Origin of the sequence: Stenotrophomonas maltophilia group sp. Smal32 (assembly GCF_030237085.1) — a bacterium.
Classification (GTDB): domain Bacteria; phylum Pseudomonadota; class Gammaproteobacteria; order Xanthomonadales; family Xanthomonadaceae; genus Stenotrophomonas; species Stenotrophomonas maltophilia_Q.
In genome coordinates this window covers 6936-24281 of sequence record NZ_JASJSI010000066.1, presented here as the reverse complement: position 1 = coordinate 24281, position 17346 = coordinate 6936, and the positions used below count along the sequence as shown (strand labels likewise).

At 66.0% G+C, this 17346-nt stretch carries 17 protein-coding genes; 8 read left to right on the top strand and 9 right to left on the bottom strand.

All coding sequences use genetic code 11. The features are described 5' to 3' along the window. Positions 1-198: 198 nt before the first annotated feature. The 5 genes from QRO91_RS15255 to QRO91_RS15235 are packed head-to-tail and all read right to left on the bottom strand — an operon-like array spanning position 199 to position 3222. Positions 199-681 carry a hypothetical protein gene (locus QRO91_RS15255; protein ID WP_049429981.1) on the bottom strand — a complete coding sequence of 161 codons (483 nt, stop codon included), beginning with the start codon at positions 679-681 and terminating at the stop codon, positions 199-201. A 46-nt stretch (positions 682-727) separates the two neighbouring features. Next, on the bottom strand, positions 728-988 hold the full coding sequence (minE, locus tag QRO91_RS15250) for a cell division topological specificity factor MinE (protein ID WP_005408532.1): 261 nt from the start codon (positions 986-988) through the stop codon (positions 728-730). A 2-nt stretch (positions 989-990) separates the two neighbouring features. Continuing rightward, positions 991-1800, bottom strand: coding sequence for a septum site-determining protein MinD (gene minD / locus QRO91_RS15245; RefSeq protein WP_005408533.1), 810 nt, complete (start codon positions 1798-1800; stop codon positions 991-993). Between the two features lie 37 nt (positions 1801-1837). Continuing rightward, positions 1838-2680 carry a septum site-determining protein MinC gene (minC, locus tag QRO91_RS15240; RefSeq protein ID WP_285310456.1) on the bottom strand — a complete coding sequence of 281 codons (843 nt, stop codon included), beginning with the start codon at positions 2678-2680 and terminating at the stop codon, positions 1838-1840. Then, the gene (locus tag QRO91_RS15235) at positions 2626-3222 is read right to left on the bottom strand and encodes a GNAT family N-acetyltransferase (protein WP_049429979.1); all 597 of its coding nucleotides are present in this window, start codon (positions 3220-3222) and stop codon (positions 2626-2628) included. Before QRO91_RS15235 ends, minC begins: the two co-directional genes overlap by 55 nt. Positions 3223-3373: 151 nt before the next feature. Between QRO91_RS15235 and QRO91_RS15230 the strand changes: the two genes are divergently transcribed. From QRO91_RS15230 to QRO91_RS15215, 4 genes are all read left to right on the top strand, one after another. Then, entirely contained in the window at positions 3374-4570 is a 1197-nt protein-coding gene (locus QRO91_RS15230; protein WP_197619893.1) for a sensor histidine kinase, read from the top strand. Continuing rightward, a complete protein-coding gene (locus QRO91_RS15225; protein ID WP_005408537.1) occupies positions 4570-5211 on the top strand; it encodes a response regulator transcription factor in 642 nt (213 codons plus the stop codon). Before QRO91_RS15230 ends, QRO91_RS15225 begins: the two co-directional genes overlap by 1 nt. A 234-nt stretch (positions 5212-5445) precedes the next feature. Further along, on the top strand, positions 5446-6519 hold the full coding sequence (locus tag QRO91_RS15220; RefSeq protein WP_049429977.1) for an SRPBCC family protein: 1074 nt from the start codon (positions 5446-5448) through the stop codon (positions 6517-6519). Positions 6520-6623: 104 nt separating this feature from the next. Continuing rightward, positions 6624-6995 carry a DUF423 domain-containing protein gene (locus QRO91_RS15215; RefSeq protein WP_019659313.1) on the top strand — a complete coding sequence of 124 codons (372 nt, stop codon included), beginning with the start codon at positions 6624-6626 and terminating at the stop codon, positions 6993-6995. 559 nt (positions 6996-7554) lie between these two features. Here the strand turns inward: QRO91_RS15215 and QRO91_RS15210 are convergent. From QRO91_RS15210 to QRO91_RS15200, 3 genes are all read right to left on the bottom strand, one after another. After that, a complete protein-coding gene (locus QRO91_RS15210) occupies positions 7555-9204 on the bottom strand; it encodes a phosphoethanolamine transferase (RefSeq protein WP_049429976.1) in 1650 nt (549 codons plus the stop codon). Further along, positions 9201-9953 carry a phosphatase PAP2 family protein gene (locus tag QRO91_RS15205; RefSeq protein ID WP_049429975.1) on the bottom strand — a complete coding sequence of 251 codons (753 nt, stop codon included), beginning with the start codon at positions 9951-9953 and terminating at the stop codon, positions 9201-9203. Before QRO91_RS15205 ends, QRO91_RS15210 begins: the two co-directional genes overlap by 4 nt. Before the next feature lie 111 nt (positions 9954-10064). Next, positions 10065-11768 (bottom strand): glycosyltransferase family 39 protein, encoded by a 1704-nt coding sequence (locus QRO91_RS15200; protein ID WP_049429974.1) that lies wholly within the window; start codon positions 11766-11768, stop codon positions 10065-10067. Positions 11769-11899: 131 nt separating this feature from the next. Between QRO91_RS15200 and QRO91_RS15195 the strand changes: the two genes are divergently transcribed. Together QRO91_RS15195 and QRO91_RS15190 are read left to right on the top strand one after the other, a co-directional pair. Next, entirely contained in the window at positions 11900-12613 is a 714-nt protein-coding gene (locus tag QRO91_RS15195) for a response regulator transcription factor (RefSeq protein WP_049429973.1), read from the top strand. Continuing rightward, the gene (locus QRO91_RS15190; RefSeq protein WP_049429972.1) at positions 12600-13886 is read left to right on the top strand and encodes a HAMP domain-containing sensor histidine kinase; all 1287 of its coding nucleotides are present in this window, start codon (positions 12600-12602) and stop codon (positions 13884-13886) included. The genes QRO91_RS15195 and QRO91_RS15190 overlap by 14 nt, the downstream gene beginning before the upstream one ends. Before the next feature lie 86 nt (positions 13887-13972). On the opposite strand, the gene QRO91_RS15185 is transcribed toward QRO91_RS15190, so the two are convergent. Beyond that, positions 13973-14362, bottom strand: a complete 390-nt coding sequence (locus tag QRO91_RS15185) for a VOC family protein (RefSeq protein ID WP_049429971.1) — start codon at positions 14360-14362, stop codon at positions 13973-13975. A gap of 127 nt (positions 14363-14489) precedes the next feature. On the opposite strand from QRO91_RS15185, the gene QRO91_RS15180 reads away from it, so the two are divergent. Beyond that, the gene (locus QRO91_RS15180; protein ID WP_049429970.1) at positions 14490-15740 is read left to right on the top strand and encodes a DUF819 domain-containing protein; all 1251 of its coding nucleotides are present in this window, start codon (positions 14490-14492) and stop codon (positions 15738-15740) included. A 184-nt stretch (positions 15741-15924) separates the two neighbouring features. After that, entirely contained in the window at positions 15925-17055 is a 1131-nt protein-coding gene (locus QRO91_RS15175) for a DUF3103 family protein (protein ID WP_049429969.1), read from the top strand. Positions 17056-17346: the final 291 nt, after the last annotated feature.

Below are 17346 nucleotides of genomic sequence, written 5' to 3'. Positions count from 1 at the left end.
ATATGTCGAATAATTCGTCTACATCCCCGGCGGGGGGCGGGCGGGGGTGTTTTGATCTTTTAGCCCCCACCCCATGGGCGGGTGCTGTTCGTGGACAGCTCGACTCTACAAGAAGCAGCCGAGCGTGGGCTCGGCTCTACAGTAGATCCACGCCATGCGTGGATGGTGCGGACCACGGTCCGCACCCACCAGCGGCGGTTACGCCGCCTGCAGCAACCCGCGTTCGATCAACCAGGCTCTGGCGTCTTCGGCATCCTGCTCGAACCACGCCCGGGTAGACCCCAGCCGATACGTATACCCCCAGGCATCCATGTCGGCCATCAGCCGCGCACTGCCGACACCCGGCAACCGCCCGGCCAGCACGATCTGCAGGTAGCAGGTGGCATCTTCCTCGGCCACCGAGTCGGTGGCGTCGGTGTGCACCTGCGCGCGCCGCTCCGGCGGCAATACGATCAGGTGGCAGGCTTCGTGCAGCATCGAGTGCACGGGGGTGTCATCGCGCACATAGACATTGCTGGCGATGATGCCCGCCTCGGGCTCGCCCCAGTAGCTGCCGGGAATCGGTTCGCCGGCCGCCACGTGGTGCAGCAGCAGGCCATGCGCGGCGAGCAGGCACTGCGCGTCGGTGAAGGCGATGTCGCCCACGCAGGTGATGTCCTCGGCGGTCGTCGTATCGGTCATGCAGGTCACGCAGCCCCGCCCATGCAGGCACGGGCGGGGCGGGGCATCAGGGTTTGTCCGGGCCTTCAGGCAGCGCCACGGAGATGTCCAGCACATCGTGCTGGCCATCCTTCACCAGGTCGACCTTCACTGCATCGACGTCGATGTTCACGTACTTCTTGATCACTTCCAGCAGCTCGCGCTGCAGCAGCGGCAGGTAGTCCGGGCCACCGCGGTGGCTGCGTTCCTGCGCGATGATGATCTGCAGGCGGTTCTTTGCGGTTTCGGCGGTGGTCTTCTTCGCTTTGAGGAAATCGAACAGGCCCATGCTTACCCTCCGAACAGCTTGCTGAAGAAGCCCTTCTTCTCGACGCTGGTGAAGCGCATCGGGCGATCTTCGCCGAGGATGCGCGCGACGGCGTCGTCATACGCCTGGCCGGCGGCGGATTCGACATCCAGGATGACCGGCTCGCCCTTGTTGGAGGCATTGAGCACGTCGCCCGATTCCGGAATCACGCCGATGGCCTTCAGGCCAAGGACTTCCTCGACGTCGGCGATGCTGAGCATCTCGCCGGTTTCCACGCGCAGCGGGGTGTAGCGGGTCAGCAGCAGGAACGCGGGCACGTTCTGCCCGGATTCGGCCTTGTGGGTCTTCGAGTCCAGCAGGCCGATGATGCGGTCGGAGTCGCGCACCGAGGACACTTCCGGGTTCACCACCACCACGGCGCGGTCGGCGAAATACATCGCCAGGAACGCACCCTTCTCGATGCCGGCCGGCGAGTCGCAGATGATGTAGTCGAAGCCATCGGCGGCCAGGTCCTTCAGTACCTTGCCCACGCCTTCCTGGGTCAGTGCATCCTTGTCGCGGGTCTGCGAGGCGGCCAGCACGTACAGGTTGTCGAAGCGCTTGTCCTTGATCAGGGCCTGCTTGAGGGTGGCTTCGCCGTGCACGACGTTGACGAAGTCGTACACCACGCGGCGTTCGCAGCCCATGATCAGGTCGAGGTTGCGCAGGCCGACGTCGAAGTCGATCACCGCCACCTTCTTGCCGCGCCGCGCCAGGCCACAGGCCAGGCTTGCGCTGGAAGTGGTCTTGCCCACGCCGCCCTTGCCGGAGGTGACTACGATGATTTCAGCCAAAGGACTTCTCCTGGTTCTGCATTAGTTTGGGGCTGCGTCAGTCCAGCGCAGCGATCTTGATCTGGTCCTGTTCCAGCCACACCTGCACGGCCTTGCCGCGCAGGTTGTCCGGTACATCGTCCAGTACCTTGTAGTGGCCTGCAATGGCCACCAGTTCCGCATGGAAATCACGGCAGAAGATGCGTGCCGCGGTGTTGCCCTGGGCCCCTGCCAGCGCGCGGCCGCGCAGGGTGCCGTAGATATGGATGCTGCCATCGGCGATGACCTCGGCGCCGGCGCCGACGGTGGCCATCACGGTCAGGTCGCAGTTCTCCGCGTACAGCTGCTGGCCCGAACGCACGTTGCCCAGCTGCATGCGGCCCGGTTGCGGTGCGGCTGCATCGGCGACCTTGGCCACCGGTGCGGCCGGGGCCGGCTTCGGCTCGGCACGAACGGCGCGGCGCGGTTCCGGCGCGGGCGGCGGGGCCGGTTCGGCCTCAACACGCTCGTACTGGGGGCGGAACTTGGCCAGCAGCGGCAGGCCGAGCTGCTGCGAGAGCAGGTCGACCGCGCTGGTGCCATAGGCCAGCGCCACCGGCAGCACGCCGGCGCTGCGCAGGCCATCGACCAGCGCCTGCGCGGTGGCCACGTCCGGCACCTGGCTCAGGCCGCCGAAATCGAGGATCACCGCCGCGCGGCCGAACAGCTTCGGCGCGCGGGTCACGCGCTCGCGCATTTCCTGCACGAGGCGTTCGACATCAAGGGTACGGATGCGCAGGTTGGCGATGCCCACCTGGCCGATCTTCAGTTCACCGGCCTGTTCGTAATCGAAATTCACCGCCACGCTCAGGTCCCCGTCGGCCGCTGTGCCTGCGCCGGCAGTTGCCGGGCGCGTGTCCATGCCACATCCGGCAGCTTGCCGCCGTAGGTCTCCTGGACCCACGGGTAGCTGCACAGTTCCTTGGCCAGCATGCTGGCACGCACATCGACCTGGGCCATGGTGTTCTGGCCCAGCTCGCGGAAGCCGAAGCTGCCGTGGAAGAGCAGGGCGGCATCGGCGCCATGGTCGAGGAAGACTTCGCAGGTCATCTGCGGGTAGCGCAGCTCGGCAAAGCTCTGCGCGTCGGCATAGAACGCACGGCCGACGCCACCGCCGCGGCGGCGGCTGGCGACCACGATGCGGTCGATGTAGAAGAACGGGGTGTCCAGATGCTGCTTGAACCAGGCGAAGTTGCTGCTGTCGTGCTGGCTGTCGCTGCCGAAGCCGATCAGGAAGCCGGCCAGGTTGCCGTCGCGCTCGGCGACGCGGAAATACTCAGCGGTTTCATAGAACAGGCGCAGGCGGGCCGCATCCAGGGGAAGGATGGCCAGGCCAGCGTTGTTGTTCAAAGCCAGGACGGAATCGAGCTCGTGCTCGCGCACGTCGCGGATGACAATCGACATTGTGACTCCGTGGGGTAACGCGGTTGGTCCATCAAGGGACCCTGCGCACGATTATTGCATGCCCGGGGTGGGCTGCGGCATGAACAGGCGACCGCGGAGGCATGACTTCCGTGGGAGTGCGTGACGCAGGCCGGCCCCGTAGAGTGCTGGCATGTTGGGAGTCCTCAGCCATACCCGCGTCCTCCGCCTGGCCGGCCTGTTCACCTGGGTCATGGTCGGCCTGCCCCTGGCGTACTCGCAGTTCGAGAACCTGCACAGCCGCAGCGACATGGGCGGCTGGGCGATCCTGCTGTTCGTCGCCTACCTGTCCTTCGGTACGGCCTACTACTGGTTGACCCGCATCCTGCGCAGCGACAGCCACACCAGCTGGCTGGACCGCGGCCTGCTGTTGTTGCTGACAGCCTCGGCGCTGGGGGTCAGCTTCCTCAGCGGTTCGGGCCTGGGCAGCATCCTGATGATGGTGGCCGCCGGGGTCATTCCGTGGATGTTGTCGGTACGGCTGGGGGTGCTGTGGCTGCTGGTCAGCCAGTTGGCGGTCGCTCCGGTCTATTACATGCTGCTGCGCTTCCCGCTGTTCGAAGCGGTGATGCAGTCGCTGCTGTACGGCGGCTTCTCCATGTTCATCTTCGTGACCAGCCTGGTGGCGCGGCAGCAGACCGAGGCCCGCGACGAACAGCGTCGGCTCAATTCAGAGCTGCGTGCCACCCGCGCCCTGCTGGCCGAGAGTGCCCGCGTCAACGAGCGCACCCGTATCTCGCGCGAGCTGCATGACCTGCTGGGCCATCAACTGACCGCGCTGACCCTGAACCTGGAAGTGGCCGGGCACCTGGCCGAAGGGCAGGCGCTGGAGCATGTGAAGCGCTCCCACGCCCTGGCCAAACTGCTGCTGGGCAACGTGCGCGAGGTGGTCAGCCAGCTGCGCGAGACCGGCGCGATCGATCTGGCCGCGGCGCTGCGCCCGCTGACCGAGAACGTGCCTTCGCTGGACATCCAGCTGGACATCGAGGATCCGCTGAACGTGGAGGACCCGCAGCGGGCCCACGTGCTGCTGCGCTGCACCCAGGAGATCATCACCAACGCGGTGCGCCACGCCGGTGCCCGCCACCTGTGGATCAAGGTGTACCGTGAAGCCCCGGACCGTGTGGTGGTGGAGGCCCGCGACGACGGTGTCGGCGCGGACATGGTCAACGTGGGCAATGGCTTGCGCGGCATGCGCGAGCGCCTGCAACAATGTGGCGGCCAGCTGCAGATCGAGACCCGTCCCGGCGAAGGCTTCCGCCTGCGGGCGACGGTGCCGGCAACGGTGCTGGTGGCCGCCCTTACCAAGGTTCCTGAAGGAGTACGTTGATGATTCGCGTCTGCCTGGTTGATGACCAAACCCTGGTGCGGCAGGGAATCCGCTCCCTGCTGGCACTCGACGATGGCATCGAGGTGGTGGCCGAGGCCGGCGATGGCCGGCAGGCGGTGGAGCTGATCCCGCAGGTGCGCCCTGACGTGGTCCTGATGGACATGCGCATGCCGGTGATGTCCGGACTGGAAGCGCTGCAGGTGCTGTCGCGGCAGGAACAGCTGCCGCCGACCATCATCCTCACCACCTTCGACGACGATCAGCTGGTGCTGGCCGGCCTCAAGGCCGGTGCCAAGGGCTACCTGCTCAAGGATGTGACCCTGGCACAGCTGGTTGGTGCCATCCGTACCGTGGCCGAAGGCGGTTCGCTGGTGCAGCCGGCGGTCACCCAGCGCCTGTTGTCGGGCCTGGAGCACATGCGCAACGAGTTCGTCAGCCTGGACCGCCCGGACCCGCTGACCGACCGCGAGACCGAGATCCTGCGGCTGATGGCCAGCGGTTTCTCCAACAAGGAGATCGCCAACTCGCTGGGCGTAGCGGAGGGAACCATCAAGAACCACGTGTCCAACATCCTCTCCAAGCTGGGTGTGCGCGACCGTACGCGCGCGGTACTGAAGGCGTTCGAACTCCAGCTGGTCTGAGGAAAACCGTTTCGGTACAAAGACTTGGGCGGTAGCTGGGGGTTCCGGCCAAGGTTGCCCCCTACTTGCCGGGTAGCGGTATGCGTTACCCTTCGAATTCTTTGTCCATACAAATACGCAGCCGGCAGGGAAACCGGTGCGCCAATCCCGATAAACAATGCCCGCGAAGCCTGCTAGGATTGGCGCTTCGCTTCAATCAACCCGGCCGTGGGATCGGCCCCGGAGACTCTCTGAATGACCCGTATTATCGAGTTCCTGATCGCCTTGGGGATCGTGGCTGGCCTGTTCGTCATCATTGGCGTATGTCTGCCGGGCGAGCGTCACATCACCGAAAGCATCGAGACCAACCGCAAGATGACGATCGTGTACGACACGGTCAGCAGCCTGCGCCGCTTCAAGGACTGGAACCCGCTGGTACTGCGCGATCCCGCCGTTGAACTGAAGCTGTCCGGCCCGGCCTCCGGCAAGGGCGCCACCCTCGACTTCACCTCCAAGGATCTGGGCACCGGTTCCTGGAAGATCACCGACGCCGAAGAGAACAAGCGCGTTGCGATCGCCATCGAAGACGGCACCAAGGGTCACGACAAGGTCACCACCTTCACCCTGGAGCCGACCGGCAAGGGCGGCCGTAACGTCAAGATCACCCAGGACTACTCGGTGAAGTACGGCTTCGACCTGTTCGGCCGTTACGCCGGCCTGTATGTCAGCCGCCAGATCGGCGACGACATCAAGATGGGTCTGTCGCGCATGGCCAACATGCTCGCCAGCGTGCCGAACGTCGACTACCGCACCCCGGAAGCGCCGCTGACCGATCTGGCCATCGTCGATGTGCCGGCCGAGGACCTGCTGGTCGTCAACGCCGGTAACGTGGATCGCGGTCAGGACACGATCACCAAGTCCATCAAGGACAACCAGGAATGGATCAAGCGCGTGATGGAGGCCAATGGCCTTGAAGCCGCCGGTCCGTTCCGCATCATCACCACCGACTTCGGTCAGGAGAAGTACGCCTTCGACATCGCCCAGCCGGTGAAGAAGAAGGGTGCCGAAGGCGCTGCTGCTGAAGCCCTGACCGTCAAGATCGACGGTGGCGCTCCGGTCAAGTACGTGCACGTCGCTCCGCACCGCTCGGCACATGCGGCCTACACCGGCCACATGGCGGGTCTGGACGTGGCCCGCAACGGCCTGCGCGCCTGGGCTGTGACGGCGGGCAACGAAGTGATCGACCGTCCGTATGAATCCTGGAAGGACGGCATCGACAAGTCGTTCACCCCGGAAGGTACCTACGACATCTACTGGGCCGTCAAGTAAGCCTCGGCTGACCCATGTAATGTTGGACACGAAAACGCGCCGCTCACTGCGGCGCGTTTTTTTTCATCTGGCGCCCGGCAAGGGGCGCTGCGCAAGGAGCCCTCATGTTCAACCTGGAACGTCGCGCACGTAAGCCTTCCCTGCTGGCCTGTCTCGGCGCGCTGCTGGCGGCCGCCTCGATCGGCCTGTCCGCCTACGCATCGCACGGTGTGGCCGACCCGCTGGCGCAGCAGCATCTGAACATGGCGGCGCTGTACGCGTTCGCACATGGTGCGGTGCTGGTGGCGCTCGGGCCGCGCGCGCAGGGCGCGATCGCGCATCTGGCGCTGTACGTGCTGCTGCTGGGCGTGCTGCTGTTCTCCGGCAGCCTGGTGGGTGGCGCGCTGTGGCAGTGGCCGACGCGGATGGCACCGATCGGTGGCACCAGCATGATGGCCGGATGGGTGTTGCTGGCGATCAATGCGTTGAGGCGGTAACGGTAGCAGGGCCTTTGCTTCGATCCATGACAATGCGATCGTGAGGGTTCACGGGCGTTACTTTTCCTTTCGCGCGAAAAGAAAAGCAACCAAAGGAAACGCGCCGCCGGCCGCGAGCCGGTGCTGCGCACCGGTCCCCTGTGCTCCTGTGCCCGTCGAAGGACGGTGCGGAGAGCAGCCGAGCATGGCTCGGCGCTAGAGAATCGCAGGCACCTCTTCGCCCTCGCCGGACCTGCGGTGCTCGGCTCGCTTGAGGGCGGACCCAACAGCCGCGCGCTGATCCGTTGCAGGGTCTCGGAGTGAAGCGACCCGCTCTTGCCTTTGTTCTGTTGTTCCATCCCGGGGCGGACGCGCGCGGAAACTCTCCGTGGCCGGGCGGGTGGGTTGCGCAGGTGCGTAAGCGCCACGGATGGCGCGCCCGGGCCTACAAGGACGTATTTACGGGGTCCCCTGCCACCGGCCCCCCCCCGCCATCCCACGGAATGCACGCTGTTGCTGTTGTCGTTGCGTCGGCCGTTGCCTCTGCAGGTGCAGGGCTGCAAGCCCTGCCAAACAAGCCTCAACTCTCGCAGTTGGCGAACAGGTCGCGGTCGCGCTCGTACAGCGAGGTCTTCACCTGCATCAGGCCCAGCACCGACGGGAACAAATTGTCATGGTCGGTATAGGCCGCCGACCGCTTGCGCACGCACTGCAGGTCCAGCCCGCGGCTGCTGGCGAAGCCCGGCGAGAACCACATCGTCATCGGAACGCGGGTCTGCTCGGCCGGGGCGATCGCATACGGCACGCCGTGCAGGAACAGGCCCTTCTCGCCCAGCGATTCGCCATGGTCGGACAGGTAGATCATCGCCGTGTCGTAATCCTCCATGCCCTGCAGCGTGCCGATGGTCTTGGTCAGGAAATGATCGGTGTACAGCACGGCATTGTCGTAGCTGTTGGTGATCTCTTCGCGCGAGCAGCGGCCGATGTCACGGGTGTCGCAGGTTGGCTTGAAGCGGGCGAAGGCGGCCGGGTAGCGCTCGAAATACGCGGGGCCGTGGTTGCCAAGCTGATGCAGCACCACCACCCGGTCGCCGGGTTTGGCCCGCACCTGGGTGGCCAGGTCCTGCAGCAGGATCTCGTCCATGCAGCGGCCATCGGCACACAGCCCCGGTGTGGTCGCATCGGACAGCGACTGGAACTCCAGGCCTTCGCACACACCCTTGCAGCCGGACTGGTTGTCACGCCACAGCGGTGCGATGCCTGCACGGTTCAGTACGTGCAGCAGCGACTGGTGCGCGCGTATTTTCTTTTCGTCGTAGTCGTGGCGCCCCCACGGCGAGAACAGGCACGGCAGCGACACTTCGGTGCTGGTGCCGCAGGAGTGCATGTCGGGGAAGTTGATCACCGGTGCCTGGGCCAGTTCCGGGGTGGTGTTGCGGCCACCGTTGAGTCCCCAGTTCTGCGCACGCACGGTCTCGCCCATGACGATCACCAGCAGGCGCGGCTTGCTGGCAGGTGCACGCGGGGTGGCCTTGGCATCGGTGCCGATCGGCAGCTTCGGCGCGCGCTGCACCGGGTTGTCGCCACGCAGTGCACGCGGCAGGCCCAGCAGCACGTTGGCCGGGGTGGCGAGGTAACGCACTTCACGCTGGTTGCGCATCAGCGCGGAGACATCCTGGAACGAGATCAGCGCACCGCCAACGGCGGTCACCGCTGCCACGACCAGGAAGCCGAGGCGCCACAGCAGGCTGCGGCCCCAGCTGCGGCGGCGCAGCTGCACGCGCCACAGCACGATCATCGGCAGGATGGCCAGCAGCAGCACCGGCCACAGCAGCGACATGGTCATCAGCTCGCGGCTTTCCTTGGGGTCGGTCGCCAGTACGTTGCGCAGCATGTCCGCATCCAGGTAGATGTGGTAGCGGCTCATGTAGTGCGCAGCGAACGCTGTCACCAGCAGCAACAGGCTGATCACCACCTTGGCATTCCAGCGCCAGACCAGGATGCCCAGCAGTACGCCGTGTGCACCCAGCAGCAACAGCAGCAGCGAAAGCCCGTAGCGCAGGCTGCCCGGATGGCTGGCCATTGCGCTGTGCCAGAACAGGCCGTTGCCGGCCACCGCGAAGAACAGGCTGGTCAGCGCGATCAGTGCTTCGGTGGAAAGCTGCGGCCGCCAGTGGCGAAGACCCGCAAGGGCGGGGAGGCGGGCGGGGCGTTGGACCGATGCACTCATGCGTTTGCCTCCTGGCGGTTGGGACGGTCCAGCTGACGGCGGATCAGAACATACAGGCCCAGCGAAAGCAGCCAACATATCAACGCAGTGGCAACGTCATGCGAAAGGAAATGGGCGCCCCGCAGCTGCTGGCTGATGCCGAATACCAGGCCGGTGCCGAGGCCGATCCACAGCCCGGCCCAGCGCCAGGACGGGCGCCACAGCAGCGCGAAGAAGTACAGGCAGAGCCACGCGTAGCCTGCGCTGGCATGCCCCGCCGGGAAGCAGGCTTGCGCGGCCATGCCTGCGGGGCGCGCCGTGAAAAGCCCGATGAAAGGCTGGTGGCCGCCGTAGCGGAGCAGGTCCCACGGGCATTCCATCGGTACCAGCGACTTCAGCAGGGAGATCACGCCGGTGCCCAGCGCCATGGCAATCACGACATAAAGCAGCGCCCATTGCAGGGTGCGATCACGTCCTTTGCGCCAGTGGTGGAAGCACAGCAGGATCACGACCAGCGCCGCTGCCGTGCTCAGCCATTTGCCGGCCTTGTGCACGACGCTGCGGGTGATCCAGGCGTCCTGCAACGCCCAGTGGCCGCCTTCAAGGCGAAACAGATGATCGGCCACCCATTGATCGCCGCCGAAGCCCATCAGCAGCGTAAACAACGGCAGACCGATTGCGACAGGCAGCCAGAGGTGAATTACGGCAAATCGAGACGCCAGTGGCGATGTCGCAAGCGGCGCTACCGAATCAAGGGGACGGACGGGCATGCTGGGAAGGGGCGGTTCGGGAATCCGCGGTCATGCTCGTCACCTGGATGTCGGAGAAGGGTCGGACGCTCGTTCGTGCCGGGTTAATGTTCGTCCTGCACGTGTCAACGTTCAGTCTTCTTCGGCGGTCGATCCTGTCCGCTCGGCGTGGCATTCCGGGTTCCAAGCGGTACCGGGAAGCAGTTGCCAACGGTTCCTGTTGGCAACACCGATGTCGATCACCTTGGCCGGATCCACGCAGGGGCTCATCGCGTCGTCCAGCACCAGCAGCCAGCGCTTGTCTGGCGCCTCGGCCAGCCACGGGCCGGCGTCATGCCATTGCTCGGCCCAGGGGCGCTTGAAGCCGAACTCGCGTACCGGGCGGTCGGCCTGCAGCAGGTTCTGTTCGCGCCAGGCCACCAGCGCCAGTTCGGCGTCTGGTCCGATCCGCGCGCCGACCCGGCGCATCAGCGCCGACGCCGAGGCGTAGGGGTCCAGCGCCGGGATCAGCACCAGGCCGTAGAGCATCCACAGCATGCCGTGGGTCAGCAGCACCAGCGTTGCCGCGCGGCGTACCCGCAGCCACACGATCAGCGTGGCCAGGGCAATGGCAAAGGTGAGCAGGCCATCCCCCAGCACGGGCAGCAGGGTGTCGGGCATCGCCCGGCGTTCCAGCTGGGCCACCGCCCACGGGTGTTCGGTCATCAGCATCACGCCCAGCGTGCCGGTGGCCAGCATCAGCACCACGCTGTAGCCGAACAGATAGCGGCGCACGCACAGGCGGCGCAACAGGCCGGGCAGCAGCGGTGCCACGGCCAGCGCCATGGCCGGCAGCATCGGCAGCAGGTACACCTCACGCTTGCCTGGGCTGGCGCTGAAGAACACCAGCACCAGCACGGCCCAGCCCAGCAGCAGCCACTGGCGGCGGTCGCCTCGGCGGATACGGCGCCACCAGGGCTTGAACAGCATCGGCAGCAGCAGGCTGCCCGGCAGCCACAGGGTCAGGATCACCTGCAGGTAGTACCAGGCGGGCTGCCGGTGGTGCCAGGCATTGGCGTAACGGGTACCGGTCTGCTTGAACAACAGCTCATGCGCGTAGGCCTGCAGTTCGGCCGTGGGCGTGTGCAGCAGGGCCCAGCCCAGCGGCGCCAGCCACACACCGACACCCAGCAGGAAGGCGGGGATCAGCCACAGCAGGGTGGCCGGATGCGGGCCTTCCACCGTGTACCCCCGGCGACGCTGGTACAGCCACCAGCCAAACCAGGGCAGCACCATCAGCAGCGGCAGGAAGCCCACGCCCTTGGTCACGGTACCCACGCCGGCGGCAAAGCCGGCCAGCCACAGGGCGGGCAGATTGCGGCGTTCGCACAGGTGGCGCATCAGGCCCCACAGGGCCACGGTGGTCATGCCCACCAGCACCATGTCGATCTGCGCGCGCTTGGCCATCAGCCCGAACTGCAGGGTGCAGAACAGCGCCGCCAGGGCGTAGATGGAATGCCGTGGCGACCACAGCCGCCGTGCCAGGTCCGACACCAGCCACAGGCTGAGCAGGGCGCCCAGCAACGACGGCAGCAGGAACGACCACTGCCAGCTGCCGACGATCTCGTAGGCGGCCGCCTGCAGCCACATGAAGACCGGCGGCTTCTCCGCATACAGCTCCACGCCGCGGTGCGGCAGCAGCCATTGCCCGCTCTCGACCATGGTCCTCGCCGCCAGCACGAAGCGTGGCTCGTCCGGCGGCTGCGGTTGCCGAAGGCCGATCCCCGCTGCCAGCGCAGCAATGATCAGCAGCCACAACAGGGGCAGGCGCCAACGGCGGGGCAGGGCTACGGGCACGGCAGGCTCCGGGAGCAAAACGGCCATTCTGAGGTGGCAGGGGTGGGAAAAGCGTCAGAGCGGCGCCGGGGCGACCGCATTCCGACATGTGCGGCGCTACCATGGTACGAACTTCCGTGGATGTTTCGTGCATGCGTCTGTTGGTGATCGAGGACAACCGCCAGCTGGTGGCCAACCTGTTCGACTATTTCGAGTCGCGCGGGCACGTGCTCGACGTGGCGCCGGATGGCATTACCGGACTGCACCTGGCCGGAAGCCATCCATATGACGCGGTCATCCTGGACTGGATGCTGCCGCGCATGGAGGGCCCGGAGGTGCTGCGCCGGCTGCGCACCGAGCATGCATCGGAAGTGCCGGTGATCATGCTGACCGCGCGTGACGAGCTGCCGGACAAGATTGCCGGCTTCCGTGCCGGCGCCGACGACTACCTGACCAAGCCGTTCGCGCTGCCGGAACTGGAGGTGCGGCTGGAAGCGCTGCTGCTGCGCGCGCAGGGACGCAACCCGCGCAGGCGCCTGCAGGTGGGCGACCTGGTGCTGGATCTGGCCACCCTGGAAGCCCAGCGCGGCAACCAGGTGCTGCACCTGTACCCGGCCTGCCGCAAACTGCTGGAGGTGTTGATGCGCGCCAGCCCGGGCGCGGTCACCCGCCAGCAGCTGGAATTCGCCCTGTGGGGCGACGAACCGCCGGATGGCGATCTGCTGCGTTCGCATGTCTACGAACTGCGCCGCAGCGTCGATGGTCCGTTCGCCGAGAAACTGATCCATACCCTGCCGCGGGTGGGCTACCGGCTGGCGGTGACCACCGCCAGCGATGCGAGCAAGGATGGCGATGAAGGCGCGTAAGCCGGGGCCGCTGTACCGGCGCGTGGTGTGGTGGTTGCTGGGCTATCTGGCGCTGCTGTCGATCGCGGTGTTCAGCGTCGGCAACTATGTGCATGAACATGCCGAGCATGCCGCCTGGCGCGCACTGCTCAATTCCGAACTGGACAGCATCGTCGAGCACGTCGAGCACGAGCCGCATTACCGCTGGCAGGATTCGGACACGCTCAGCCTGTACCGCTTCGATGCGGTCAACCTGCCCCAGGGCCTGCGCACATTGCATCCGGGGCTGCATGACGGCGTGATGGTCAAGGGGCGTGAGACGGCGGTGATGGTGCGCGAAACCGAGTCGATGGGCCGGGTCGCGCTGGTTCTGGACATCTCCGACTTCCATGACCTGGAACAGTTCGCCACGCGCTGGGTGATGCTGGCCGGGGTGATCATGATCTTCGTCACCGTGCTGATGGCGTCGTTCGGTATGGAGCGCATGGTGCGTCCGTTGAGCCTGCTGGCGCAGCACATCGCCGCGCTGCGGCCGGGCGTTCAGGGCCAGCGCATCGAGGTCGATCCGCGTGGCAGCTCGGAGCTGCACACCATCGCCGATGCGCTGAACGACTATCTGGACCGCAACGAGCAGTTCGTCGAACGCGAGCGGGTCTTCATCAGCACCGCCAGCCATGAACTGCGCACGCCGATCGCGGTGATGACCGGCGCTGCCGAGCTGGCGCTGGAGCAGCCGGGGCTGCCCGAGCGTGCACGTCAGCAGATGCAGCGCGTGCTGCGCACCGCGCAGAGCGTGGAGCAGCTGATCGAACTGTTGCTGGTGCTGGCCCGTGATCCGGCGCGCCTGGCCGCGCGCGCCGAGCGCATCGCGCTGGACCAGCTGTTGCCGGAAATCGTTGACGACCATCGTCACCTGCTCGGCGACAAGGACCTGAGCATCGGCATCCAGGCTGCGCCGGTGGACATCGTCGCGCCGCTGGCCGTTGTGCAGGCGGCGATCGGCAACCTGCTGCGCAATGCCATCGAGAACAGTGGGCGCGGCCATATCGAACTGCGGCTGAGTTCGTCGGCGGTGTTGACCCTGCAGGATCCGGGGCATGGCATGAGCCCGGAGGAGATTGCGGCGATCCACGCGCGCATGGCCCGTGGTGAACGCGCGGACCGTGGCGGCGGCATCGGCCTGGATCTGATCGCACGACTGTGTGAACACCTGGGCTGGACCCTGCAGCTGCATCCCTGTGACCCGCGCGGAACGCGCGCCACGCTCGATTTCAGCGCCTCACGTCCGGCCTGAACCGGCCGTCCTGCGGGATGCCAACCTCGGTTGGCATGCCGTCCATCGACCAAGGTCGACGCCTACCCAAGCAATGGCTGTCCGCATCAACGCCCGTTTGGCCGCGCCACGTGCTGGTCGATCAGGATCACATTGCCATCAGGATCGGTCAGCTGCAGATAGCCGGTGCCCTGCCCATCAGGGTCGGTGCGCACCGCCAGTTCGATGCCCTTCGCATCCAGCTCCGCCTGCAGCTCGCGCACGTCCTGGAAGTGGGGCAGTTCCTGCTTGTGCTGGTCCCAGCCCGGGTTGAAGGTGAGCAGGTTGCCTTCGAACATGCCCTGGAACAGGCCGATGACAATGCCGTTGTTGCGCATCACCAGCCAGTTCTGCGCCGGCTCGCCGCCGGTCACCGAGAAGCCCAGTGCTTCGTAGAAGGTGCGGGAGGCCGACAGGTCCCGGACCGAGAGGCTGACGGAGAAGGCGCCGAGCTGCATGGGAGAGCTTCCGGCAAAGGGCAGCCGGCACTGCAGCATGACCCGGCGTGAAGACAATGTTAATCTGCGGATGCGCCGCTTTATGCGGCGCTTTTTTTTCCCGCTCTTTCGATCGACAGAGGATCCCATGCCGACCGAACCCGCTACTGCCCTGATCAGCAACGACATCGTTGGCCTGGGCCTGATTGCCGCCACCCTGGCCCTGATCTTCTGGGCTGCCAGTGGCCCGACCCCTCTGCTGAAGAAGATCTTCGCCTGGGTGCCGGCGCTGCTGCTGTGCTACTTCATCCCCGCCATCTACAACACCGCCGGTGTCATCGATGGCCACAACACCTCGCTGTACAACCCGGTTGCACGCGACGTGCTGCTGCCGGCCGCGCTGGTGCTGCTGACCCTGTCGATCGACCTGAAAGGGGTCATCAAGCTCGGGCCGAAGCTGCTGCTCGTGTTCTGCGCCGGTACCGCCGGCATCATGCTCGGCGCCATCGTCTCGTTCCAGCTGATGAAGCTGATCCACCCGGAAACCGTGGCCGGTGATACCTGGGCCGGCATGGCCGCATTGGCAGGCAGCTGGATCGGTGGCGGCGCCAACATGGTCGCCATGCGCGAGGTGTTCGGCACCGATGCCACCACCTTCGGCCAGTTCGCGGTGGTCGACGTGGCCTGCGCCAGCCTCTGGATGGCCATCCTGTTGTTCCTGGCCAACCGCGCACAGCAGATCGACACCCGCAACGGTGCCGATACCCGTGCCATCGACGAGATGAAGGCGCGCATCAGTGCCTACGAGGCGCAGAACGCACGCATTCCGAGCATGACCGACCTGATGGTGATCGTCGGCGTGGCACTGGGCGGTGTCGGCCTGGCCCACGCCATCGCTGCGCCGCTGTCCGGCTGGTTCAAGGCCAACGTCAGCTGGGCCAGTCAGTTCAGCCTGGACAGCCAGTTCGTGTGGGTGATCCTGCTGTCCACCGCGATGGGCCTGGGCCTGAGCTTCACCCGCGCGCGGCGGCTGGAAGCGGCCGGTGCGTCGCGGCTGGGCACAGTGTTCCTGTACTTCCTGATCGCCTGCATCGGCATGCAGATGAACCTGCTGTCGCTGCTGGATCGGCCGTGGCTGTTCCTGCTCGGCGCGATCTGGATGGCCACGCACGTGCTGGTGCTGTGGGTGGTGGCCAAGCTGCTGCGCGCGCCGTTGTTCTTCTTTGCCATCGGTTCGCAGGGCAACATCGGTGCGGCGGCGTCGGCACCGGTGGTGGCGGCGGCGTTCCACCCGACGCTGGCGCCGGTGGGCGTGCTGCTCGGCACGGTGGGCTATGCCACCGGCACCGGGCTGGCCTATGTCACTGGCTTGATCCTGAAGTGGATGGCCAACGGCTGAGTCCGGGCCTCCGTGGGATCGCATTCCCGTATGGAGCCGAGCCCATGCTCGGCTCTTTTTTTGCCGGCCGCAGGTGGAACTGTGCAGTACATACCGGCACGCATGGTGTCAGCGTCGTAGCGTAGGCAGCACCTGTCGCTCATCCGCAGCGACGTTGCCGGGGGCTGGAATGACGCAACGACAGATGATTCGCGGGGTTGCAGTACTGGCGCTGCTGCTGGCCAGTGCGGGGGCAACTGCACAAGGTGCTGCAACTGCGCGTGGCGCCCAGGTTCAGGCCGTGACCGAGGCGAGCGCGCGCGAGGTGGCTTCGCTGATCACGCAACCGGGCTTTGCCGAGATCGTGCGCGGCACGCTGGTGGCATCGCCCGAGCAGGCCGTGGCCCTGGATGCGGTGATGGAGCGCTTTGACCCGGATGTTCGTACCCGGGCCAGTGCCGCCTTGGCCAGCAACGATCAACGGTTGCGCCAGGCCAAGGGATTGTCGGAGCAGGGTGAGGGCCTGCTGCAGCTGCGCGCCTATGTTCCTGAGGGCCAGTCGCTGGCGGACACCGCTCCGCAACAGCTGTGGGTGGCCAGCCTGCCGCGCGGCAATGACCGGGACTGGACCACCTTGACCGCCTACGACGCGCAGGGCCGCGCGCATGTGCTGGATGCGAAGCGTGCGCCGTCATTTCCGGTGCTGATCGTCGATATCGATACCCGCCGTTCGGTGCAGGAGGGCATGGCGCTGGTCAACGCCGGGTTGCGCGCACGGGGCCTGCAGTCACCCGAGCGCATCCAGCTGTCGGCCGATGGCGCGCGCGCGTCGCTGGATATCACCCGTCTCGACCGCATCCGCCTGGCCGATGACCAGGAGCCGTGGGCATTGGGCGCGGCCGAGGTGTTCGCAGTGGTGTCCGGGCTGCAGGTCGGCAAGGCCGAGCCGGAAATGGCTACGGTCGACATGCCCTACCTGGACTATGACAAGACCGACTACACCCCCCGGCAGGCGCTGATCCTGTGGGGCAACTACCGCTTCAACGCGGCCAATGTCCAGCTGTTCGAGGATGACGGCGACACCAACTACCAGGACCTGTTGGTGGCGCTGAGCAACGGTGTGAAGGCGGCACTGGGCGTGTTTGCGCCGGAGTATTCGGTGATCGCCGATATCGCAGGTGCGATTCTGAAGGCGATGCCAACGTCGTGGTTCTCCAACGACATCGATTACGTGGACAGCTTCTACCTGGTACAGCGTGGCCAGGCGTACACCGATCGCATGGGCGCGGCGAACAACGCCAGGGTCACGCTGACGCCGATCACACTGGTGGAGTAGGCCAGCAGGGCTTGCAGCCCTGCACCCGCTCAGTGCAACGGCAACAGCAACCGCTACAGCGGGCATTCCGTGGGTTGGGGGGGTGGGGGGGGGGGGGGGGGGGGGGGGGGGCCTCTGCATGTTATATTATATTCGAGGCCCAAAACCCCGACCAAACCCCCCCACCCACACCCAACCCCCCACGCCCACAGAGATGGTCTGGGTGGTGTGGTGGTTCTTGTGCTTTGATTTTTTTAAAAAAATAATACCAAACCAAAGCGACCAATAGATATATTGCTTGTTATAATGTTT